Annotated in this window: 19 protein-coding genes; 7 read left to right on the forward strand and 12 right to left on the reverse strand. The window is 69.8% G+C overall.

The features are described from left to right. Positions 1–28: 28 nt before the first annotated feature. Entirely contained in the window at positions 29–1,066 is a 1,038-nt protein-coding gene (gene hrcA / locus KYX17_RS16420; protein ID WP_243227998.1) for a heat-inducible transcriptional repressor HrcA, read from the reverse strand. Positions 1,067–1,167: 101 nt separating this feature from the next. Between hrcA and KYX17_RS16425 the strand changes: the two genes are divergently transcribed. After that, on the forward strand, positions 1,168–2,583 hold the full coding sequence (locus tag KYX17_RS16425) for a carboxylesterase/lipase family protein (protein WP_243227999.1): 1,416 nt from the start codon (positions 1,168–1,170) through the stop codon (positions 2,581–2,583). A gap of 1 nt (position 2,584) precedes the next feature. Here the strand turns inward: KYX17_RS16425 and hemW are convergent, their stop codons facing one another. From hemW to lepA, 3 genes are read right to left on the reverse strand one after another with little or no spacing between them, the layout of a single operon-like run. Beyond that, complete coding sequence (hemW, locus tag KYX17_RS16430; protein WP_243228000.1) at positions 2,585–3,799, reverse strand: radical SAM family heme chaperone HemW; 1,215 nt, start codon at positions 3,797–3,799, stop codon at positions 2,585–2,587. Continuing rightward, positions 3,799–4,449: a DUF1990 family protein gene (locus tag KYX17_RS16435; protein ID WP_243228001.1), complete on the reverse strand. Its 651-nt coding sequence runs from the start codon at positions 4,447–4,449 to the stop codon at positions 3,799–3,801. The genes hemW and KYX17_RS16435 overlap by 1 nt, the downstream gene beginning before the upstream one ends. Before the next feature lie 51 nt (positions 4,450–4,500). Further along, a complete protein-coding gene (lepA, locus tag KYX17_RS16440) occupies positions 4,501–6,345 on the reverse strand; it encodes a translation elongation factor 4 (protein ID WP_243228002.1) in 1,845 nt (614 codons plus the stop codon). A gap of 52 nt (positions 6,346–6,397) precedes the next feature. Between lepA and KYX17_RS16445 the strand changes: the two genes are divergently transcribed. Beyond that, positions 6,398–7,135: an alpha/beta fold hydrolase gene (locus KYX17_RS16445; protein ID WP_243228003.1), complete on the forward strand. Its 738-nt coding sequence runs from the start codon at positions 6,398–6,400 to the stop codon at positions 7,133–7,135. A gap of 117 nt (positions 7,136–7,252) precedes the next feature. After that, positions 7,253–7,513 carry a 30S ribosomal protein S20 gene (rpsT, locus tag KYX17_RS16450; protein WP_243228004.1) on the forward strand — a complete coding sequence of 87 codons (261 nt, stop codon included), beginning with the start codon at positions 7,253–7,255 and terminating at the stop codon, positions 7,511–7,513. 64 nt (positions 7,514–7,577) lie between these two features. Here rpsT and holA read toward each other — a convergent pair whose 3' ends face one another. From holA to KYX17_RS16475, 5 genes are all read right to left on the reverse strand, one after another. Beyond that, positions 7,578–8,603 (reverse strand): DNA polymerase III subunit delta, encoded by a 1,026-nt coding sequence (holA, locus tag KYX17_RS16455; protein WP_243228005.1) that lies wholly within the window; start codon positions 8,601–8,603, stop codon positions 7,578–7,580. After that, a complete protein-coding gene (locus KYX17_RS16460; RefSeq protein ID WP_243228006.1) occupies positions 8,519–10,861 on the reverse strand; it encodes a ComEC/Rec2 family competence protein in 2,343 nt (780 codons plus the stop codon). Before KYX17_RS16460 ends, holA begins: the two co-directional genes overlap by 85 nt. A gap of 59 nt (positions 10,862–10,920) precedes the next feature. Then, entirely contained in the window at positions 10,921–11,508 is a 588-nt protein-coding gene (locus KYX17_RS16465; protein ID WP_243228007.1) for a ComEA family DNA-binding protein, read from the reverse strand. Positions 11,509–11,605: 97 nt separating this feature from the next. After that, positions 11,606–14,194 carry a leucine--tRNA ligase gene (gene leuS, locus KYX17_RS16470; RefSeq protein ID WP_243228008.1) on the reverse strand — a complete coding sequence of 863 codons (2,589 nt, stop codon included), beginning with the start codon at positions 14,192–14,194 and terminating at the stop codon, positions 11,606–11,608. A 63-nt stretch (positions 14,195–14,257) separates the two neighbouring features. Continuing rightward, positions 14,258–15,541, reverse strand: a complete 1,284-nt coding sequence (locus tag KYX17_RS16475; RefSeq protein ID WP_243228009.1) for an anthranilate synthase component I family protein — start codon at positions 15,539–15,541, stop codon at positions 14,258–14,260. Positions 15,542–15,583: 42 nt separating this feature from the next. Here KYX17_RS16475 and KYX17_RS16480 point away from each other — a divergent pair, with 42 nt between their 5' ends. The 4 genes from KYX17_RS16480 to KYX17_RS16495 are packed head-to-tail and all read left to right on the forward strand — an operon-like array spanning position 15,584 to position 18,909. After that, a complete protein-coding gene (locus tag KYX17_RS16480; protein WP_243228010.1) occupies positions 15,584–16,264 on the forward strand; it encodes a DedA family protein in 681 nt (226 codons plus the stop codon). Positions 16,265–16,268: 4 nt separating this feature from the next. Further along, positions 16,269–17,309, forward strand: a complete 1,041-nt coding sequence (locus tag KYX17_RS16485) for an App1 family protein (RefSeq protein ID WP_243228011.1) — start codon at positions 16,269–16,271, stop codon at positions 17,307–17,309. Positions 17,310–17,314: 5 nt separating this feature from the next. Further along, complete coding sequence (locus KYX17_RS16490; RefSeq protein WP_243228012.1) at positions 17,315–18,022, forward strand: SOS response-associated peptidase; 708 nt, start codon at positions 17,315–17,317, stop codon at positions 18,020–18,022. Then, positions 18,019–18,909 carry a 3-methyladenine DNA glycosylase gene (locus KYX17_RS16495; RefSeq protein WP_243228013.1) on the forward strand — a complete coding sequence of 297 codons (891 nt, stop codon included), beginning with the start codon at positions 18,019–18,021 and terminating at the stop codon, positions 18,907–18,909. Before KYX17_RS16490 ends, KYX17_RS16495 begins: the two co-directional genes overlap by 4 nt. A gap of 9 nt (positions 18,910–18,918) precedes the next feature. Here KYX17_RS16495 and KYX17_RS16500 read toward each other — a convergent pair whose 3' ends face one another. The 3 genes from KYX17_RS16500 to KYX17_RS16510 are packed head-to-tail and all read right to left on the reverse strand — an operon-like array spanning position 18,919 to position 22,005. After that, positions 18,919–20,229: an ATP-binding protein gene (locus KYX17_RS16500; RefSeq protein ID WP_243228014.1), complete on the reverse strand. Its 1,311-nt coding sequence runs from the start codon at positions 20,227–20,229 to the stop codon at positions 18,919–18,921. Further along, positions 20,226–20,948 carry a LytTR family DNA-binding domain-containing protein gene (locus KYX17_RS16505; protein ID WP_243228015.1) on the reverse strand — a complete coding sequence of 241 codons (723 nt, stop codon included), beginning with the start codon at positions 20,946–20,948 and terminating at the stop codon, positions 20,226–20,228. The genes KYX17_RS16500 and KYX17_RS16505 overlap by 4 nt, the downstream gene beginning before the upstream one ends. A 25-nt stretch (positions 20,949–20,973) precedes the next feature. Further along, complete coding sequence (locus tag KYX17_RS16510; protein WP_243228016.1) at positions 20,974–22,005, reverse strand: glycosyltransferase family 2 protein; 1,032 nt, start codon at positions 22,003–22,005, stop codon at positions 20,974–20,976. Positions 22,006–22,053: the final 48 nt, after the last annotated feature.

The following is a 22,053-nucleotide window of genomic DNA, read 5'->3' on the forward strand; positions in this document are numbered from 1 at the left end:
CCGCGTGACGCGGAATCGTCTCGCGCGCTCAGCGCGCGCGTTCGTCTTCTTCCAGCAGACGGCTCAGGTAGTGAGCCACGGCGCGGACGGCCGCGAGGTTGCTGGAGTAGTCCATCCGAGTGGGGCCGAGCACGCCCACGCGCGCCTGCCCTCCGGTCGTGTCGTAATCGCTGGCCACCACGGACGCCTCGACGAGTCCGAACGCCTCGTTCTCGCGCCCGATGGATGCGGCGAGCCCCTGCTGGTCGGCCACCATCTCGCCCATGAGACGCAGCAGGGTGACCTGCTCCTCGATCGCTTCCAACAGCGGGTAGATGCTGCCGCGGAAGTCGCCCTCTGCACGAGCGAGGTTGGCCGTTCCCGCCATCACGAGCCGATCCTGGCGGAACTCGTCGAGCTCCTCGCCGACCGTGCGAAGCAGCGCCCCCAGGGCGCGATCGGCCCGGCTGTCGGTCAGCGTCTCTGCCAGTGCCTGCGCGACCCGTTGCGTGCCCTCGCGCACGGGCCGCCCGGTGACCAGCACCGACACCTGCGCGCGGAGCGTCGCCACATCCGTCTCCTCGAGCGGCTCGGGCGCTGCCATCAGACGCTGCGACACCCGACCGGTGTCGGTGACGAGCACGACGACCAGACGCGAACCGCCGAGGTGGACGAGTTCGACGTGCGTGATGCTCGCGCGCTCGAACGACGGGTACTGCACGAGCGCGACCTGGCCGGTGAGCTGGGTCAGCGCGCGAACCGTCCGTCCGAGCATGTCGTCCAAGTCCGCCGGAGCACCGAGGAACGCCGTGATCGCCGAGCGCTGGGCGCTGGTGAGCGGGCGCAACTCGGCGAGGTGGTTCACGAAGACGCGGTAGCCCTTGTCGGTCGGCACTCGGCCGGACGAGGTGTGCGGTGCGGTGATGAGCTCCTCGTCCTCGAGCAGCGCCATGTCGTTGCGGATCGTCGCCGCGGACACGCCGAACGAATGACGTTCGACGATCGACTTGCTCCCGACGGGTTCACGCGTCTCGACGTAGTCCTGGACGATCGCTCGAAGCACGTCGAGTCCCCGATCGCTGACCATGCGCACTCCCTCCTGGCACTCGAGGTCTGGGAGTGCCAATTCTAGCGCGCTCGAGCCGCGAGTCTCCGGAAGGCACCCGTAGACTCGCGAGAGGAGGTCGTATGCCGCATCCCGTCGTCCACACCGAGGCCGGAGCGGTCTCCGGGACCCGCTCCGAGGGGATCGAGCACTACCTCGGCATCCCCTACGCCGAACCGCCGGTCGGGGCGCGGCGATTCGCCCTCCCCGAGCCCGCCGCGGCGTGGGAGGGTGTGCGCGAGGCCACCGCGTTCGGCCCCACGTCGCCTCAGTCGCCCTACCCGGGCGAGATCGGCAAGCTCCTCCCCTCGACAATCATCCCCGGGGACGACATCCTGACCGTCAATGTGTGGCGCCCGGAGGATGCGGACGGCGCCGCGGTCATGCTCTGGTTCCACGGCGGAGCGCTGGAGCGAGGCGCGGCGGCGATCAGCACGTACGACGGCACCCCGTTCGCACGCGACGGCGTCGTCTTCGTCTCGGCGAACTACCGGCTGGGGTCCGAGGGGTTCTCCGTCCTGCCCGATGCTCCGCGCAACATCGGGCTCGCCGACGCCGCCGAGGCGCTGCGGTGGACGCATCGCAACATCGCCCGCTTCGGCGGCGATCCCTCTCGGATCACGATCTTCGGCGAGTCCGCCGGCGGAGCCGTGGTCGCTGCTCTCCTGGCGCGCGAGGACCTGCGCCCGCTCCTCGCCGGCGCGATCATCGAGTCGGGGCCTCTGGACGCCACCACGCCCGAGCGCGCCGCCCGTCCCGCGCGCGACATCGCTCGCCGACTCGGAGTCCCCGCCACCGCAGAGGGCTTCCGCGCCGTCTCGCCCCAGCGGCTCGTCGCGACCAGGGATGAACTGACCGCGAACTCGACCCTCATCAAGGCAGCCCCCGGCTTCACCGCGAGCGTCGATCCGACGACGTTGCCGGAGAACCCCCGCCGAGCACTCGTCGACGTCGACGTGCCTGTGATCATCGGGACGAACACCGACGAGTACCGACTGTGGGACACGCCCGCCGCGTTCGCGAAGCTCTCGCGGGGCACCTATGCGCTTCTCGCGCTCGCCAAGCGTCTCCCGCGCGGCGTGTGGCGCGCGTATCGGGCGACGTTCCCCGACGCGTCGCCCGGCGAGATCATCGGACAGGTCCTGACCGATCTGGCCGTGCGGCAGCCGGCGATCGAGGTCGCGCGTGCACGCAGCGCATCCACCTTCGTCTACGAGTTCGCCTGGGCGAGCCCGGTGCGCGATCTTCGCGCCGCGCACGCCCTCGAGATCGGCTTCGTCTTCGACGCGCTGGGCGACGAGGGTGCGATCACGATGGCCGGGGCCGCAGCTCCGCCGGAGTTGGCCACGCGCATGCACGCCGACTGGATCCACTTCGCCGAGACCCGCGATCCCGGCTGGCCCGCGTTCCGCGACGATACGCTCGTGCGCCGCTACGACACCGTGACCGAGGATGTACCGCTGCCGCGCGCGGAGGTGCTCGCGGCGCTCACCCGCTGAGTCAGTCGGTCAGTGCCCGCACGACCGCGTCGGCGAGCAGGCGGCCACGACGCGTCAGCACGATGCGACCGCGCAGCGCGGCAGCACCCTCCACCAGGCCGTCGGCGATGAGCCCGGCCACGGCGCTGCGTCGGTCGGTCGGGACCACCTCGATCGGCAGCCCCTCGCGGATGCGGGACTCCAGCAGGATGCGCTCGAGCGCGCGGGCCTGGTGGTCGGGGACCTCTCTGGCTGCCGCCGGTGATGATCCCAGCGAGAGTCGCTGCGCGTAGGCGGCCGGGTGCTTCACGTTCCACCAGCGCACGCCGGCGACGTGACTGTGCGCGCCCGGGCCGAACCCCCACCAGTCTGTTCCGCGCCAGTAGGCGAGGTTGTGGCGCGAGCGGTGGTCTGCGCCGCGCGCCCAGTTCGACACCTCGTACCAGTCGTAGCCCGCATCCGCCATCGCGTCGTCGACGAACTCGTACATCTCGGCCTGCAGGTCGTCATCGGGCGCGGGGACCTCACCGGAGCGGATGCGGCGGGCGAGCTTCGTCCCGTCCTCGATGATGAGCGCGTAGGCGGAGAGATGATCCGGCTCCAGCGCGAGGGCAGCATCCACCGACGCACGCCAATCGGAGAGGGACTCCCCCGGTGCGCCGTAGATCAGATCGACGCTCACATCGAGACCCGCCGCCCGCGCTCCGGCGACGGCGGCGGCCACGTTGGCGGGATCATGCGTGCGGTCGAGCGCCGCGAGGACGTGCGGGACGCTCGATTGCATGCCGATCGAGACGCGGGTCACGCCCGCCTCGGCGAGATCGGCGAGGGACGCGGGAGTGACCGAGTCGGGATTCGCCTCGACCGTGACCTCGGCGTCCGGCGCGATGCCGAAGCCTTCGCGGACGGCGTGCAGCATTCCCCCCAGCGCCGCCGACGACAGCAGGGTCGGCGTGCCGCCGCCGAAGAAGACGGTCTGAGCCGGTCGCGGTGCGTCGGCCAGCACCCGGGTCGCCAAGGCGATCTCGCGACCGAGGTCGTCCGGGTAGTCGTCTCGTCGGTGTCCGCGCAGCTCGTCGGCGGTATAGGTGTTGAAGTCGCAGTAGCCGCAGCGCACACGGCAATAGGGAACGTGGATGTAGACGCCGAAATCGGTGCCGGGATCCACCACCGTCCCCTCGGGAAGGGCTCCGTCGGCGGGTGCGAGGTCGCCGTCGGGAAGAACGGATGGTGTCATCAGGCGGGGGTCGTGTACATGGGCGAGATCGCGCGCAGGTATCGACCGAAGAGCTCGCGGCGGCGGCGGCGCACGAGCGCGGGGAGAAGACGGTACAGCGGCGACACCGGGCGGTCGAACGCGCGAACGGTGAACCAGACCTCGTCGTCGCCGCGCCACTCGATCATGAACGACTCCTCGCCGCTCACCACCGAGTCGCGCACCGTGCCCAGGGCGAAGCCGATACGACGCTTCTCCTCGACCACGAAGATCACGCGCAGCTCGGCGTCGACGCGGTAGCCGCCGACGCGTCCGCGCACGTGCACCGACGAGCCGGCGGCCACGTACGGCGTTCCGTCGGCGTCGAAGCGCTGGTCGGCGTCCAGGCGGCTGGGCGCGATCGGCTGACCTTCGTCGTCGAACGACACCCCCGAGTAGCTCGGGTCGGATGCGGGACGCACCTCGGCGATCGAGATGCCGCCGTCGCGCAGGGCTCGCCACGACAGCAGCGCGTCGCCCGCCGAGCGGAATCGCTCCTCACCGCTGCCGAGCTTCCACGACTCCTGCGCCGGAATGCTCTTCTCCGGCGGGTACTGGAGGAGGTCGGGAGCCTGCGTCGCCCCGACGGCGGCGTAGTCGACGGTCTCGTCCCGGAAGGTCCCACGGCGCATGGTTTCCAGCGTACCGAGCCGGCCTGGATGCGCGATCCGAATGTGAATCCCCTACTTCTTCGTCTCGACGTCGCCCGATAGCGCGGCGATGAACGCCTCCTGGGGCACCTCGACGCGTCCGACCATCTTCATGCGCTTCTTGCCCTCCTTCTGCTTCTCGAGGAGCTTGCGCTTACGCGTGATGTCACCGCCGTAGCACTTGGCGAGCACGTCTTTACGGATCGCGCGGATGTTCTCACGCGCGATGATCCGCGCGCCGATGGCCGCCTGAATCGGAACCTCGAACTGCTGACGAGGGATGAGCTTGCGCAGCCGCTCGGTCATCATCGTGCCGTACGCGTATGCCTTCTCGCGGTGCACGATCGAGCTGAACGCGTCGACCTTCTCGCCCTGCAGCAGGATGTCGACCTTCACGAGGTCGGCGGTCTGCGAACCGGCGGGTTCGTAGTCCAGGCTCGCATAGCCCTGCGTACGGCTCTTGAGGTGGTCGAAGAAGTCGAAGACGATCTCGCCGAGCGGCATGTTGTAGCGCAGCTCCACGCGGTCTTCGCTGAGGTAGTCCATTCCCAGCAGCGTTCCACGCCGCGACTGGCACAGCTCCATGACGGTACCGACGTAGTCCTTGGGCAGCAGGATGCCGACCTTGACGACGGGCTCGGAGACCTCGGCCACGCGGCCGTCCGGGTACTCGCTCGGGTTGGTGACCGTGACCGTCTCGCCCGTGTCCGTCATGACCTCGTACGTCACCGACGGCGCGGTCGTGATCAGGTCGAGACCGAACTCGCGGGAGAGGCGCTCGGTGATGATCTCGAGGTGCAGGAGCCCCAGGAATCCGCAGCGGAAACCGAAGCCGAGCGCGACGGAGGTCTCCGGCTCGTACTGCAACGACGCGTCGGACAGCTTGAGTTTGTCGAGCGCCTCGCGCAGCTCCGCGTAGTCGCTCCCATCGATCGGATAGATGCCGGAGAAGACCATCGGCTTCGGATCGGTGTAGCCGGGCAGAGCGTCGGTGGCGGGCTTGCGATGGTTCGTGATCGTGTCGCCGACCTTCGACTGCCGGACGTCCTTCACACCCGTGATCAGGTATCCGACCTCGCCGACGCCCAGGCCCATGGTGGGAACGGGTTCGGGGCTGGAGACGCCGATCTCGAGCAGTTCGTGGGTGGCCTTCGTCGACATCATCTGGATCCGCTCGCGCGGCTCGAGCTTGCCGTCGACCATCCGGACGTACGTCACGACGCCGCGGTAGGCGTCGTAGACCGAGTCGAAGATCATCGCGCGTGCCGGGGCGGCGGGATCCCCCACGGGTGCGGGAATGCGCTCGACGATCCGATCCAGCAGCGCCTCGACACCCATGCCCGTCTTACCGCTGACGCGCAGCACGTCCTCCGGGTCGCCGCCGATGAGTCCCGCGAGTTCGGCGGCGTACTTCTCGGGATCCGCCGCGGGCAGGTCGATCTTGTTGAGCACGGGGATGATCGTGAGGTCGTTCTCGAGCGCGAGATACAGGTTCGCGAGCGTCTGCGCCTCGATGCCCTGCGCCGCATCCACCAGGAGGATCGCACCCTCGCACGCGGCGAGCGATCGACTCACCTCGTAGGTGAAGTCCACGTGCCCCGGGGTGTCGATCATGTTGAGCGCGTACGTGCCGTTCGCATCCGACCACGGCATCCGTACGGCCTGGCTCTTGATCGTGATGCCGCGCTCGCGCTCGATGTCCATCCGGTCGAGGTACTGCGCACGCATGTCGCGGTCGGCGACGACGCCGGTGATCTGCAGCATCCGGTCGGCCAGCGTCGACTTGCCGTGGTCGATGTGGGCGATGATGCAGAAGTTGCGGATCAGCTCGGGCGGAGTCGCGGACGGCTGCAGGGGCTTGAGGGCGCGCGGTGACATGTTCCGTCGATTCTACGGGGAGCAGCCGGCCGCCCGAGCCTAGGCTGGAGCGATGACGGTGCAGGTGGTCCTGGTGCACGGGATCCGTACGTCGGCGTCCATGTGGCGCGCACAGCGGGAGAGCCTTGAGGCCGGGGGTATCGGCGTGAACGCCGTCGACCTCCCCGGTCACGGCACCCGCATGGCCGAGCCGTTCGCCCTCGACGAGGCTTTCGCGACGATCGACCGAGCGGTGCGCGCCTGCGCCGAGCGCGGGCCCGTCCTCCTGGTCGGCCATTCGATGGGCGGACTGCTGTGCATCGAATACGCGGGGCAGGTCGATGCCCCACCGATCGCCGGGTTCATCGCCGCATCCTGCACCGCGGTGCCGCGCGGACTGGGACTGCGCACCTACCGTGCTCTGGCGCGCGGCTTCGACGCGCTCCCCGATCGGGGGATGCGGCTGACCCAGTACGTGCTCTCCCGAACGCTCCCCGAGCACACCCGCGCGGATTTCGGAGCGGGCGGTTATGCCCTCGATGCCCAGGACGGGGCGCTCGCGCAGCTCGCGCAGCTCGACGTGCTGACGGCTCTCGCCCGCATCCGGGTGCCGCTGTGGTTCGTCAACGGGCAGTACGACCAGCTGCGCGTCAGCGAGCGTCTCTTCCAGCGCATCGCGCCCCACGCGGAGCTCATCGTCATCCCCCGCACGAGCCATCTCGTCTCGGCCATGCGCCCGGAGGTCTTCGACGCCGTCATCGCGCTGGCGATCGCCACGATCGAGGCGGGCGCGAAGGACCCGGTCTGGTAGACTCCTTGTTTGGCTTGCGCGTGAAGGGTTTTCCCGCTCTTCACGACCGCCGCGAAGCGCCCCTCTACCGCTGACCGGCAACTTCCGAGCAGACTCCGAAACGAAAGTTCACGACACGTGGCAAACATCAAGTCGCAGATCAAGCGCAACAAGACCAACGAGAAGGCGCACGAGCGCAACAAGGCCGTCAAGAGCGAGCTGAAGACCGCGGTGCGTCGCACCCGCGAGGCCATCGCCGGTGGCGACAAGGCCGCCGCCGAGAAGGCGCTCGTTACGGCTACCAAGAAGCTCGACAAGGCCGTCAGCAAGGGCGTCATCCACAAGAACCAGGCCGCGAACCGCAAGTCCGCGATCGCGAAGCAGGTCTCCGCTCTCTGAGCCGCTTCCTCCTCGAAGGCCCGTCGCTGTTGCGGCGGGCCTTCGTCGTTGTCGAGGACGGGACTCAGGCCGCGTAGGGCGCACGCGTGGCGATGACGGTGACGAGGCGTTCGAGCGCGAACACGGCATCGCGGGAGGCACCCTTGACCTCGGCGTCGGCGCGCGCGGTCGCCTGGATCGCGAGACCGAGCGAGTCCTGGGTCCACCCCGAGAGGTCTCGCCGCGCGCGGTCGACCTGCCAATCCTTCATGCCCAGTCGCGTCGCGAGCTGTCGAGAGGGTTCGCGGGTGCCGGCGACCCGCGCCATCGTGCGCAGCTTCATCGCGATCGCCGCGACCATCGGAACCGGGTCGGCCCCCGAATCGAGTGCCTGACGGAGTGCCAGGAGCGCCTCTCCGTAGCGGCCCGCGATCGCCGTGTCGGCGACGGTGAAGGCCGAGGTCTCGACGCGCCCGCCGTAATAGCGCTCGACGATCTGCTCGGTGATGTCACCCTCGACGTCGTTCACCAGCTGCTGGCAGGCCGCGGCGAGCTCGGTCAGGTCGTCGGAGAACGCCCCGACTAGCGCGCGCAGCGCGGCGGGTGCGATGCGCCGACCGGCCTCGCGGAACTCGCTCGCCGCGAAGTCGTACCGATCGGAATCGCGTTTGATCGCCGGACAGGCCACCTCGACTCCGCCGCCGGATCCGGCACGGATCGCTTCGAGGAGCTTCTTGCCCCGCACGCTCGCACCGGTGTGACGCAGCACGACCGTCGCCCCGTCCTGCGGGTTCTCAAGGTAGGCCAGGGCTTCCGCGAGGAAGGCATCGGAGCACTTCTCGACGCTGCGTATGCGCACAAGTCTCGGTTCCCCGAACAGCGACGGCGCGCTGACGGCCAGGAGAGTTCCGGCGGTGTAGTCCGACGCGTCGATGTCGGAGATCTCCAGGCTCGGATCCTCTGCGCGCAGGTAGTCGCGCAGCCGCGCGGTCGCCCGCTCCGCGCAGACCTCCTCGGGACCCGAGATCAACACGATCGGCGCCGGCTCCGGGGTCCGCCACGACTGCTGCGGGATCGCGCTGCGCGTCGGGGTGGGCTTTCGGGTCGCCATCCCCCCAGCCTACCGAGGGCGGCCGACGCCGCATCCGCCCGCTCGCGCCAGAGCGTCGTACGCCCGTCGCTCAACCCCACCAGGATGAGCCCGTCCAGATCCGTGCGCGCCACGGTCGCGCCCTGAGCCGCCAGGATGTCGAGGATCTCCGCTCGTGGGTGCCCGTAGTCGTTGTCGGTCCCCACGCCGATCAGTGCGAGCGCCGGGGCGACCTGACGCTGCAGCCCCGCATCCTGATCGGCCGAACCGTGATGCGCGACCTTGAGGACCTCGTACGGCCCGCGCAGCTCTCCTCTCGCGCGCAGCGCCCGCTGAGCGTCCGCGCCGAGATCCCCGAGCAGGAGCGTGCGCGGCACGTCGCCACCCCCGACCTCCACGACGATGCTCGCGTCGTTGCCCGGTGTCACGGCATCCGCAGGCGGCCACACGACCCGCCATCGCGCAGCCCCCAGCGCGCCGCCCATCCCCGCCGTTGCGGCGACGACAGCCTGCGCACCGGCCGAGAGCACGCGAGCGGTGTCGCGCTCGTCGGCCGGACCGTGCAGCAGGAGACCGACGTCGGTGGGCACGCCGTCGAGCCCGCCGACGTGATCGGCGTCGAAGTGCGTCAGCACCAGCAGGTCGATCCGTCCGATCCCCAGCCTCTCGAGACAGGAGGCGAGCGGCTCCGGTTCCGGGCCGGTGTCGACGAGCATGACCGCACCCGCCGAACGGACGATGACGGCGTCCCCCTGCCCCACGTCGCACATCGCGATGCTCCAGTCCTGCGGCGTCGTCATCGGAACGACGACGGACTCGACCACGAGGATCCCCGCCATTGCGGCGGCAACGGCTGCAGTCGTCACGGCCGAGAGTGCGCGGCCGAGGCGAGCGACGCGTGTTCGTCCCGGCGGGAGCAGGAGGACCGTGCCGGCGGCCGTCACCACGACCAGGCCGACGAGCCCGGGCAAGCCCTCCGCCCACGGGAGGGTCCGCGCGGGCAGCGCGTCGACGGCACCCGCGATCCCGGCGATCCACGCCGCCGGCAGCCACGTGAGTGCGGTCAGCCCTGCTTGCAACACGGGCACGGGACCCGCGAGGCACGCGGCCAACCCGAGCACGGTGGCGACCGGCGCGGCGGGTGCGGCGAGGAGGTTCGCCGGCACCCCATAGACGGCGACACCGGGGCTGACGAGCACGATGAGAGGGCTGCACACGAGCTGCGCCGACAACGGCACGGCCAGCGCAAGAGCGAGCGAGGCGGGCAGGAACCTGCCCAGCCCTCGGGCGAGCGGCGGCGCCAGCACGAGGAGTGCACCCGTCGCCGCGACCGACAGGGCGAACCCCAGCGACAGAGCCAGCCACGGGTCGGCGGCCAGCAGCACGCACACAGCGAGGGCGAGGAGGGCGAGCCCACTCCCCCGCCGCCCGAGCAGCAACGCGAGCATCGCGCCCGCGGACATCGTCGCCGCGCGGACGACGCTGGGCTCGGGCGTCACCAGCACGACGAACCCCGCGAGCGCCGAGAGTCCGGCGGCCACGCGGCCCGCGCGACCGAGACCGCACCGAGCCGCGAGGACGAAGGCGAGCCCGACGACGATGGCGCAGTTCGCGCCCGACACGGCGGTCAGGTGGGTGAGGGATGCGGCACGCATCTGCTGCTCCAACGCAGCGTCGACGCCGCCGGTGTCTCCGACCGCGAGGCCGGGAATGAGGCCCGCGGCGGGCGCAGGCAGTCCTTCCGTCGATGCCGCGAGACGTAGCCGCAGCCACGCGGATGCGGCCGCGATCCCGCTGGGCGCTCGAACCAGCACAACGCTCTCCGCGCGCACGACGAGCACGGCGCGTTCCCCGGGATCGGCAGCGAACGCCGCGCCCTCGATCCGCACGACGGCGCCGATCTCGGCCCCGTCGGGACGCTCGGACATCAGAACCGTCACCGGCACCCCGCCGGGGAGGGGCTCTCGTCCGGCTGACACCGACATCGCCACCGCATCCGTTCGGAAGCCGAGTGAGGTCGTCTCGACCTTGCCCACGATCGCGAACTCGCCGTTCATCCGGTGGCCGTCGCCGATCTCGATCGCCGCCTGGCGGGGCGGTTCCAGTACCGCCACCGACACCGCCGGAATCGCCGCGAGGAGCAGGGCGAGCGTCGCCAGCGTCCACGTCCGAGTCGGGTTCTGCCGCGTGACGAGCGCAACGATGGCTGCGGTCGCCACAGCGGCTCCGCCGCACAACATCGCCAGACCGGACGCCATCGCCGGCTGAGTGATCGCCACTGCCGCGACGATCCAGCAGAGGGCCGCAGCGGGAACGAGCCGCCAGGCGCGCGCGTCCATCACACCGTCACGAGGTCCCGCAGGCCCGCGAGCATCTTCTCGCCGATGCCGGGCACGCCCAGCAGATCGTCCACACTCGTGAACCGGCCGTTCTGCTCCCGCCAGTCCACGATTCGCTGCGCGATGGCAGGTCCGACGCGTGGCAGCTCGTCGAGTTGGTCCACCCCGGCGGTGTTCAGATTGATCGGGCCGCCGTCCGAGCCTTCGGCCTCGGTCGCGCCTGCGGGAGGTGCCTGCCCGACCTCGAGCACGACGAGCTGCTCCCCGTCGCTGAGCGGCCGGGCGAGGTTCACCGCGGCGGTGTCCGCGTTCTCACCGAAACCGCCCGCCGCCGAGATCGCATCGGCGACCCGTGATCCCGCCGCCAGGACATAGAGCCCAGGCTCTGTCACCGCGCCGGAGACGTGCACGTAGACCTCGGCGACCTCGACGGCCGCCGTGGGCGTCGTCACCGGTGCCGGCGGCGGAACCGTCGCACTCCGGAACACCCCCACCACGACCGTCACGGCCAACACGAGCAATGCCAGCACGATGACGGCGCCGACCCCCAGACGCACACGTCCTGAGGCATCGGATGCGGGCTTCACACGCCCACGCTAGGTACCCGCACCCCTGGCCCGAACGAGGGAACCCCCGCGGTGTGCATGCACCGCGGGGGTTCCTCCGATGGGGAGAGCAGCTCGCTCAGCGCGTGCTGAAGCTCACGACCTTCGGCGGCCGCACGATCGCCCGCACGATCTCACGCTCGCCGAGCGCGCGCTGCACCCGCACGTCCTCGCGCGCCAGGCGCTCGAGCTCCTCGCCGCCGATCTTGGCCGACACCTCCAGCGTCGCGCGCACCTTGCCGTCGATCTGGACGACGGCGGTGATGGTGTCCTCCACCAGCAGCGTTCCGTCGGGCTGACGCCAGGACGCGAGACCGACGGAGGGCTCATAGCCCAGCTGGGACCACATCTCCTCCGCCGTGTGCGGCGCGAACAGGTCGAGGATCATCGCCGTGGCCTCGGCAGCCTCACGCACCGCGGGGTCCGCCGCGCCCGCTCCGGAGTCGATCGTCTTGCGCGTGGCGTTGACGAGCTCCATGAGGCGTGCGACGACGACGTTGAACTTCGTCTGCTCGATGAGCGAGGGCGCATCGGCCCACAGCCGGTGCGTGACGCGGCGCAGCGCCACATCGCCCTCGGCCCAGACCGCATCCGTCGGGCTGGAGACCTCGCCCGCGATGCGCAGCGCACGCGCGAGGAACTTCGTCGCGCCGGTCGTCGAGACGTCCTTCCAGTCCTTGTCGTCTTCCACGGGGCCGGCGAAGGCGAGTCCGACGCGCAGCGCATCGGCGCCGTGGGCGTCGAGCTCGTCCTGGAACAGCACGAGGTTGCCCTTGCTCTTGGACATCTTCGCGCCGTCGAGGATGACCATGCCCTGGTTGATCAGACTGGAGAAGGGCTCGGTGAAGTCGACGTAGCCCATGTCGTACAGCGCCTTGACGATGAACCGGGCGTACAGCAGGTGCAGGATCGCGTGCTCGACGCCGCCGATGTAGAAGTCCACCGGCGCCCACTTCGAGGCCTCACGACCCGAGAAGGCGGCGTCGGGGTCACCCGGCGACAGGAAGCGCAGGTAGTACCAGGAGCTGTCGACGAAGGTGTCCATCGTGTCGGGGTCGCGACGCATGGGCTCGCCGGTCTCCGGGTCACTCGCCTGGACCCACTCGGTGGCACCGCCCAGCGGCGAGGTGCCCTGCGGCAGCAGGTTGAGCCCCTCGGGGTCGGGAAGACGCACCGGCAGCTGGTCGTCGGGCACCGGAACGATGCGGCCGTCTTCGCCGTGCAGCATCGGGATGGGGGTGCCCCAGAACCGCTGGCGGGAGATCAGCCAGTCGCGCAGGCGATAGGTCTTGGCCGCGCGGCCCGTCCCCGCCGCCGTCAGCTCCTCGATCGCGCGTGCGATCGCGTTGCGCTTGCTGAGGCCGTTGAGGCTGCCCGAGTTGATGAGGCGGCCGTCTCCGCTCAGCGCGACACCGGTGCGTACCGGGTCGATGTCGTCGAGAGTGTCGGCGCCCTCGAACGGGTCGATCGGGTTGCCGTCGGCGTCGAGCTCGATGACCGGCACGGCGCCGGTGATCGGCGCCGTCGTGTCCACGACGATCTTCACCGGCAGATCGAACGCACGCGCGAAGTCGAGGTCGCGCTGATCGTGCGCGGGCACGGCCATGACCGCACCGTGACCGTAATCGGCCAGGACGTAGTCGGCCGCCCAGATCGGCAAGCGCTCCCCGTTGATGGGGTTGATCGCGTAGCGGTCGAGGAACACGCCGGTCTTCGGCCGGTCCGCATTCTGACGCTCGACATCCGTCGTCTGCTGCACCTGCGACAGATAGGTCTGGAAGCGCTCGCTCGCCTCCGGGCCGGCGCCGGCGGCGAGCTCGGCTGCCAGGTCGGAGTCGGGCGCGACGACCATGAAGGTGGCACCGTGCAGCGTGTCGGGACGCGTGGAGAACACCGTGACCTTCTCGGCGCGACCCTCGATCTCGAAGTCGATGTCGGCGCCGACGGAGCGGCCGATCCAGTTGCGCTGCATCTGGATGACCTTGTGCGGCCAGAAGCCCTCGAGCTGGTTCAGGTCATCGAGCAGCCGGTCGGCGTAGTCGGTGATGCGGAAGTACCACTGGGTCAGCTTCTTCTTGACGACCAGGGCGCCGCAGCGCTCGCAGTGCCCGTCGATGACCTGCTCGTTGGCGAGCACCGTCTGATCGTGCGTACACCAGTTGACCGGGCTCTCCTTGCGGTACGCCAGGCCCCGCTCGTACAGCTTCTGGAACAGCCACTGGTTCCACCGGTAGTACTCCGGGTCGCTGGTGTGCAGGACACGACTCCAGTCGAAGGAGACGCCGTAGGCCTTGAGGCTCTCCTTCTGCTGGGCGATGTTGTCGTACGTCCAGGTGACCGGGTTCGCGCCGCGCTTGATGGCCGCGTTCTCGGCGGGAAGCCCGAAGGAGTCCCATCCGATCGGATGCAGCACGTTGTAGCCGCGGTGACGCCAGAATCGGGCGACGATGTCCGAGTAGAGGTAGTTCTCGGCGTGGCCCATGTGCAGGTCGCCGGAGGGGTACGGGAACATCGCGAGCACGTACTTGCGCGGGCGGGTGTCGTTCTCACCGCCGGCGCGGAAGGGGTCGCTTTCCGCCCAGCGCTGCTGCCACTTGTCCTGGATGGCGTGGGCGTCGAAGCCGCCGTCGGCGGACGCGCCTGCGGTGTCGGTCGAGGTCGTAGACACAGAGGGACCAATCGTGGAGTGTCGGGAAGGTGCGCAAGGCGCAAATTTCAGGATACCCGACCCCTAACCACCCCAGTCGGCCGGGAGCCTCGCGCCCGCCGCCCGCAGGGGCGCCGTGGCCTTCAGCGCCACCTCCGCGACCTCGGCGTCGACGTTCGAGGACCAGGTGATCCCCCCTCCCGCACCCACGTACGCGCCGCCGGGGTGCACGACGAGCGTGCGGATCGTCATGGCCAGATCGAACGCGCCGTCATCACCCACCCAACCGGCACATCCGGAGAAGGCGCCCCGTGGCGCGCCCTCGATGTCGTGCAGCAGCGTCATCGCCGACAGCTTGGGCGCCCCGGTCATGCTGCCCGCGGGAAAGACCGCCGCGAGCATCTCCCCCAGGGTCACGCCCGGATGCGGCACGCCGCTGACCGAACTCACGAGTTGGTGCACGCGCGGATACGTCTCGACCTCCAGCAGGCGGTCGACGCTCACCGTGGCCGGATCGCACACCCGCGCCAGATCGTTGCGCATGAGGTCGACGATCATGACGTTCTCGGCGCGCTCCTTCGGGTCTGCCGCGAGATCGGCGGCAAGGCCGGCATCCGCCTCGGGGGTGGAGCCGCGCGGGCGCGTCCCCTTGATCGGATGCGTGCTCACGCGACCGTCGCGACCGACCAGGAACCGCTCGGGACTCGCCCCGGCCAGCGCGACGCCGCCGCTTCGCAGCAGGAGTCCGTGATGCGACGGCGTGTCGGCACGCAGCGCCGCGTAGGCGTCGAGCGCATCGACATCGCCAGCAACGTCGAAGCGCGTCGTCAGGCACAGGAGGTAGGCGTCCCCGCGACCGATCGCCGCGATGGCGGTGCGGATGTCGTCGGCGTACCGGAACGCGTCGACCCGCGCGATCGCCGCGCCCCGCTCGGGCACCACGACGGGAGCGACCGGAGGCGCCGACACAATGCGTTCCGCCCAGGCCTCGGCTTCCTCGCCGCTGACCCAGGTCGCGCCGGCGGCGTGATCGAAGGTCACGAGCGTGCGTACCCTCATCCAGCTCTCGCGCGGCATCTCGTCGGATGCCACCGGCGCGCCCGCCGCATCCGCTCCGCTCTCGTACGACAGCCATCCCACCCAGCCGCTCCGGAACGGGCCGGCGGGATGCGGCGCGGCCTCGCCCGAGGGGACCTGCACCGCACGGACCTCGTCGCCGTCGACGGGGATGCCGTATCCGATCCAGCTGTAGCCGATGTCGGCACCGGGCCCTGCATCCAGCCAGAACGTATGGTCGCGCTCGGCGAAGAGTGCATGGACGGCGGCGGGATCGTTCGCGCCGTGCACGCGGATGGGAGCAGCGGGCACGCTCCCAGGCTAGCGACACTGCGAGCCTCTAGGCTCGACGGCGTGAACGATCTGCTCACCGCGATCCTCGATGCCGTGCGCGAGATCGATCCGGTGCTGCGCGTCGTTCTCGCCGGCGTCGCGATCATGCTGGAGACCAGCGTCCTGGTCGGACTGATCGTTCCGGGTGACACGATCGTGATCGTCGCGGGAACCGCCGTCACCACACCCGTGCAGGGCGTCGTCCTGGGCGCAGCCGTCGTCATCGGTTCGCTGGCGGGCGAGACGCTCGGCTATATCCTCGGTCGTTATCTGGGGCCGTGGTTGCGCCGGTCGCGTCTCGGGCGCCGCATCGGCGAGGAGAACTGGGCCAGGTCGGAGCGCTATCTCGAGCGTCGCGGCGGGCCCGCCATCTTCCTGTCGCGCTTCCTGCCCGTGCTGCACTCGCTCGTGCCGTTGACGGTCGGCATGGCGCGCTTCCCCTATCGACGGTTCCTCGCCTGGACGGCGCCGGCGTGCATCATCTGGGCGAGCCTCTACATCGGAGTGGCGGCCGCCGCTGCGGGCACCTACCGCGAACTGTCGGAGCGCATCCATTACGCGGGCTACATCTTCGTGGCCATCATCGTGGTTTTCGTCGTTCTCGTGTTCGCGGGCAAGAAGATCATCGAGCGGGTCGAGCGTCGGCACATGACCGAGCCCGCGTCCACCCCGGGGCCCCGGGCGACGGACGTGGAAGACTGAGGGCGTGGCCGAATCCCGTCGTCCGACCCGTTCCGACAAGATCCTCTGGATCGCCCGACTCGAGCGCCGGTTTCACGCGTGGCGTGAACGGGGCGCCCGTCGTCGCGGGCGCACACCATCGGTGGCGGCCTTTCCCGGCTACGGTTCCGAGCGCTGGGTGCGCGTGCTCGCACGCGTCGTGATCCCCCCGGTCGGCCGGGACAAGGGCGAGTACGCAGGCATCCGCGGATGGCGGAGTTTCGCCGCAATCCCGGTCGCGTACGGCCAGGTGCGGGTCATGGTGGGTGGCGAGACGCACGACGTCGTCGCCGACCGCGGCGGCGTCGTTGACGTGGTGCTCCCGGCGACCCTCGAGCCGGGCTGGCAGACGCTCACGGCGCAGGTGGAGGGCGGTCAGACCACCACGCTGCGCGTGTTCATCGTCTCCGACGGCGCCAGGTTCGGTGTCGTGAGCGACATCGACGACACGGTCATGGTCACCGCCATCCCCCGTCCGATGCTCGCGGCCTGGAACTCCTTCGTCGTCAACGAACACGCGCGGCAGCCCGTGCCCGGGATGTCGGTGCTGCTCGAGCGCGTGACGCGCGAGCATCCCGGCGCCCCCCTGGTCTACCTGTCGACCGGCTCGTGGAACGTCGCCCCGACGCTGACCCGTTTCCTGCGCCGGCACCTCTTCCCCTCCGGCGCGATGCTGCTGACCGACTGGGGGCCGACACACGATCGATGGTTCCGCAGCGGGCGCGCGCACAAGTCGACGAATCTCAACCGACTTGCGCAGGAGTTCCCCGACATCCGCTGGCTGCTCATCGGGGACGATGGGCAGGCCGACGATGCGATCTACACCGAGTTCGCGGGCGCGCATCCCGGCAACGTCGCCGCCGTCGCCATCCGCCGCCTGACGCCCGCAGAAGCCGTGCTCGCCGGTGGCCGGACGGCCGTGAACGACCACTCCGCCGCGAGTGTGCCGTGGGTCAGCGGCGACGACGGAGCCGAACTGCTCGATCGGCTGGAAGAGGCCGGTGTCGTACGCCCCGGCGTAGGCTGACCGGCATGTGTGGTCGGTTCGTCGTCGCCAACGTCGCGTCTGAGCTCGTCGGAGTACTGCGCGTCGACACGATCAACCCCTCGCTCCCTGCGCCGTCCTACAACGTCGCGCCGATGAGCACGGCGGCCATCGTGCTGGACTCCGCCAAGACCGAGCCGCCCACGCGGCGACTCGAGCCCGCGAGGTGGGGCCTGGTGCCCGCGTGGGCGAAGGATCCGAAGATCGGGGCCCGCGCCTTCAACGCCCGCGCGGAGGAGCTCGAGGAGAAGCCCATGTTCCGCGGTGCTCTCATCAAGCGCCGCGCCGTCGTTCCGACGACCGGCTACTACGAGTGGAAGCAGCTCGCCGACGGCAAGGAGCCGCACTTCATCCATCCGGCCGACGATTCGCCCCTGTTCCTGGCGGGGCTGTACGAATGGTGGAAGGACCCGAGCAAGGGCGATGACGACCCCGACCGCTGGCTGCTGAGCTTCACCATCCTGACCCGCGACGCGATCGGCGCCCTGGGTTCGATCCACGACCGGATGCCCCTGTTCCTCGACGCCGACTTCGCCGATGCGTGGCTCGACACCGACACCGAGAACGTCGGCGACATCCTGGATGCCGCGATCGACGCGGCTCCCGACCTCGCCGAGACCCTCGAGACGCGGGTGGTCTCCTCCGCGGTCGGGAACGTGCGCAACGACTCCCCCGCGCTGATCGACCCCGCGTGAGCACCGCGTCACCCCTGCTCGCACCGCAGACCGTCCTCGGCCCCGACGACTGGCGCGCTCGCGAGAGTGCTCACGCCGCGCGGGCCGATGCGCTCACGGCCGGACGTCGCGCCCGGGCCGCTCGCGGCGAGACCCATCCCGTCGAGGATTTCCTCTTCACCTACTACGGCTATAAGCCGGCGCTGCTGCGCCGGTGGCATCCGGGCGCGACCTACGCCCTGGCGGATGCGGCACAGGAGGCTCGCGCCGAGTGGCGCTGGTACGTCCGCGACGAGAACGACTCCCTCACGGTCGATGTTCGCGCCTTCGCCGCTGAGAAGCGCCTGCTGCTCACCGGCGTCGCCGCGATCCTCGAGGGCGCCCGCGGACGGAGCGCGCAGTACGGGTGCTTCGGCATGCACGAGTGGGCGATGCTCTACCGCGCCCCCGCGGCACGCCACGCCGTGCCGCTGCGACTGGGATCAGCGGGTACCGACGCCGTCGTCGAGTCCCACGAGTTGCGCTGCACCCACTTCGACGCCTTCCGCTTCTTCACCGCGGATGCGGCGCCTCGCAACCGTGCACCGCTCGAACGCGCCACCCAGGCCGCGAACGAACAGCCGGGCTGCCTGCACGCGGGCATGGACCTCTACAAGTGGGCGGTCAAGCTCGGTCCGCTGGTGCCGGGCGAGACACTGTTGGACGCTTTCGCGCTCGCCCGTGACATCCGCGCGCTCGACATGCGCGCCTCGCCGTACGACCTCCGTGCCTGGGGCTACGAACCCGTCGCCGTGGAGACGCCGGAAGGCAAGGCCGTCTATGTCGCCGAACAACGGGCGTTCACGCGGAGAGCGCAGCCGCTGCGCGAGCAGCTGATCGGGCACGTCCGCCGGGCGTTGGCCGCCTGATCGGACGGTTCAGGGCGCCGCGGCGGCGACGTCCCGGGGAAGCAGCACCCGGAGCGAGAACCACTCGGGGCCACCGTCGACCGACACCGACCCGCCGTAGGTCTCCGCCGCCGCCTCGATGTTGCGCAACCCATATCCGTGCCCGTCGCCCACCTTGCGCGTGATGATGCGACCGTCACGCCGACGCAGATGCCCGTCGAACGTGTTCTCCACCCGCAACATCACGAAGTCGTCGTGCGCGAAGAGGGAGAACTTCACCATCCGCTGCGATTCGGGCAGCCGTGCCGTCGCCTCGAACGCGTTGTCGAGCGCGTTGCCCGCGATCGCGGTGATGTCCAGCGGACGCAATCGCGCCAGCAACCGCCCGTCGGCGACCGTCGCGACGTGGATGCTCTGCTCCCTCGCGTACATGAGCTTGGCCGTCAGAACGGCGTCGAGCACATCGTTGCCGGTGCGCACCTGCGTGGCGTAGTCACGGATCGATGTCTCGAGGTCGTCGAGGATGCGCAGGCGCGACTGCGGGTCCTGCTCGGCGCGGATCGCGTCCAGGTGGTGCTTCATGTCGTGGTACTTGCGGTTGACCTCGTCGATCGTTCGCCGCGACATCTCGTACTGCTGGTGCTGGCTGGTCAGCAGCCTCGCCATCGCGTCGGCTTCACGGCGAGCCTGGAAGCCGCGGCGCACCTCGTGCTGCACGTAGAGAGCGATGTATCCGCAGAGATCGACGAGCGTCCTGATGTACAGGATCTCGTGCCCGATACGGCCGCTGAACGGTGTGGCGGTCGTCACGAAGCTGAGGTTGGAGATGATGAACGTGGCGGTCGCGATCGAGAACGCGGCGACGAGATCGGCGTAGCCCACCTCGAAGACCTCTCCACGCACCAAGTGACGCCGCTCGGCGAGCCAGGCGAGCCCCAGCATCCCGCCATAGGTGAGGACCATCATCGTCGTCTTCACCTCGGCTGGCGCATCGAGGTAGAACCGGTCGAGCTGCCAGTGGATGGATGCGGTGAGCTCCGCGAGCACGAACGCGCGTGCCGTGAGGTAGCCCGCCGTCACCGGGGAGACGCGCAGCGTCGCGTACAGCATCGCGAACATCACCATGACGGCGGCCAGCATCCCCGGGATCCACAGTGCGAGCGAGAGGCGCCCGGCCGCTTCCTGAACGGCGAGCAGCGCAAGCAGTCCCGCGGCGGATACGGCGGCCGTGGCCCACCAGCTCGCTCGGCGCGCGACGATCAGCACGAAGACGAAGCAGGCACCCCACTCCGCGATGGCGGTGAAGCTGCGGGGGATGTCGGCGACGTACAGCTCGTTCATGCCGTGATCCCGCGCGTGCCGGTGTACGCGGCCAGGGCGGCGAGGAAGTCCTTCTTGCGCGGCCGGCTGATCTGCAGCCGCACGCCGCCGCGGATGCGGCAGTCGTTGCCCTCCACACCGGTCACGTGGCGGAGGTTCACGAGGTATCCGCTGTTGCAGCGGAAGAAGTCCTCACCCTCCAGCTCCCCCTCCATCGCCTTCAGCGACGTGGCCACGGTGTAATCGCTGTCGAGCGTGTGGATCAGCACATTGTGCTTGGCGCTCTCGAGATACAGGACATCGGCGATGTCGAGGCGGTGACGATCTCCGTCGGCCGCGGTGAAGAGCATGTGCCGGCGTTCGCGCCTGCGCAGGCGCACCAGACAACGCCCGAGCTCCTGCGCGAACACCGGGTAGGAGACCGGTTTGAGCAGGTAGCTGAGGGCATCGACCTCGTAACCGCTCACCGCGTACTGCGGCGACGCGGTCACGAAGACGATGAGCACTTCGCTGTCGACCTCGCGGATGCGTCGCGCGGCCGTCATGCCGTCCACACGCGCCATCTGGATGTCTAGCAGCAGGATGTCCCAGTCGGGGCGGTAGTCCTCGATGATGTCGCGTCCGTCGCGGAACGCCCCGATGTGGAAGCGTTCGCCGTGCTCACGCTGGAACCGGTCCAGGTGCGACAGCAGGCGGTCGATGCTGGCCGGATCGTCTTCGACGACGCCGATGCGAATCATGCTCTGTCTCCTTCCTGGTCTGTTCTCAACTGAAGCCCACGTAGCGACGGGCGAGGTGATAGGCGGCCCGGGTGACGCGCCGCCCCGCGTAGCCCGGCAGGTTGCTTCCCGCGCCGACGAGGCTCCGTCTGAGACGCCCGTGGATGCGGGGGCTGTCGCGCTTGACCTCCCGCCAGAAGGCACGGCGCACCGCCAGGTGCTGGGCGGTGCCGCCCAGCGCGAGCGTCGCGCTCACGGTGGCGCAGAGCGCACGGATGTAGTGCAGCTGCGCGTCGTAGAGCCGTGAGGGAACACGGCCGGCGCGCACCTCCTCGATGCTCGGCAGAGTCTCCAGTGCGAGCCGGTTCACGCACAGCTGCTGATCGACGCGGGCCAGCATGACCTCCGGCGCGACCGACTGGCCCTCTCGACCGATGTAGTAGTGGTAGAGCGGAACCGGCAGGTAGTACATCCGGCGCACGCGCGCGAGCGGGCGCAGGACGTACAGGCTGTCGACGTAGAACGTGTGGCGCGGCAGATCCAGACCCACCTCGCGCAGCAGCGCCGTGCGGTAGATGACCGCGTGCATCATGAGGTACTGCCGGCGCCCGAAGCGCTGCGTCTGCTCCCACCCGAAGACACGCTCGGTCGGGAAGACCGTGTCGAAGCACGTCGCGCGTGCCGGCTTGCCCACGCGATCGTGCACGAAGTCCGTGAACACCGCGTCGACTCCCCCGGCCTCCTCCAGCCGTTCGAGAGTATCGAGCACCCGCGCCAGGGCCGGGGACGACAGCCAATCGTCGCCGTCGAGCACCTTCAGGTAGCTGCCGCGAGCGTGCGCGATACCGGCGTCGATCGCGGCTCCGTGGCCACCATTCGTCTGGTGCACGACGCGGATGCGGTCAGGGTAGGTATGCGCATACGACTCTGCGAGCATGCCGGTCGCGTCTGTCGAGCCATCGTCGACGACGACGACCTCGACACGGGCGTCGGCGGCGCAGAGAGCGGCGAGGGCTCGACCGAGGAACTCTGCACAGTTGTAGGCGGGCACGGCCACCGTCAGCAGGGGCGATGACACCAGGGCACCCTCCGTCCGGCGCCGCGCGCACAGACAGGAAGCCTCGCG

This window comes from Microbacterium sp. CIAB417, assembly GCF_022788845.1.

Coding starts and splice junctions, on each gene's coding strand:
- hrcA (WP_243227998.1), bottom strand. CDS start 1,066: ATGGTCAGCGATCGGGGACTCGACGTGCTTCGAGCGATCGTCCAGGAC.
- KYX17_RS16425 (WP_243227999.1), top strand. CDS start 1,168: ATGCCGCATCCCGTCGTCCACACCGAGGCCGGAGCGGTCTCCGGGACC.
- hemW (WP_243228000.1), bottom strand. CDS start 3,799: ATGACACCATCCGTTCTTCCCGACGGCGACCTCGCACCCGCCGACGGA.
- KYX17_RS16435 (WP_243228001.1), bottom strand. CDS start 4,449: ATGCGCCGTGGGACCTTCCGGGACGAGACCGTCGACTACGCCGCCGTC.
- lepA (WP_243228002.1), bottom strand. CDS start 6,345: ATGTCACCGCGCGCCCTCAAGCCCCTGCAGCCGTCCGCGACTCCGCCC.
- KYX17_RS16445 (WP_243228003.1), top strand. CDS start 6,398: ATGACGGTGCAGGTGGTCCTGGTGCACGGGATCCGTACGTCGGCGTCC.
- holA (WP_243228005.1), bottom strand. CDS start 8,603: ATGGCGACCCGAAAGCCCACCCCGACGCGCAGCGCGATCCCGCAGCAG.
- KYX17_RS16490 (WP_243228012.1), top strand. CDS start 17,315: ATGTGTGGTCGGTTCGTCGTCGCCAACGTCGCGTCTGAGCTCGTCGGA.
- KYX17_RS16500 (WP_243228014.1), bottom strand. CDS start 20,229: ATGAACGAGCTGTACGTCGCCGACATCCCCCGCAGCTTCACCGCCATC.
- KYX17_RS16505 (WP_243228015.1), bottom strand. CDS start 20,948: ATGATTCGCATCGGCGTCGTCGAAGACGATCCGGCCAGCATCGACCGC.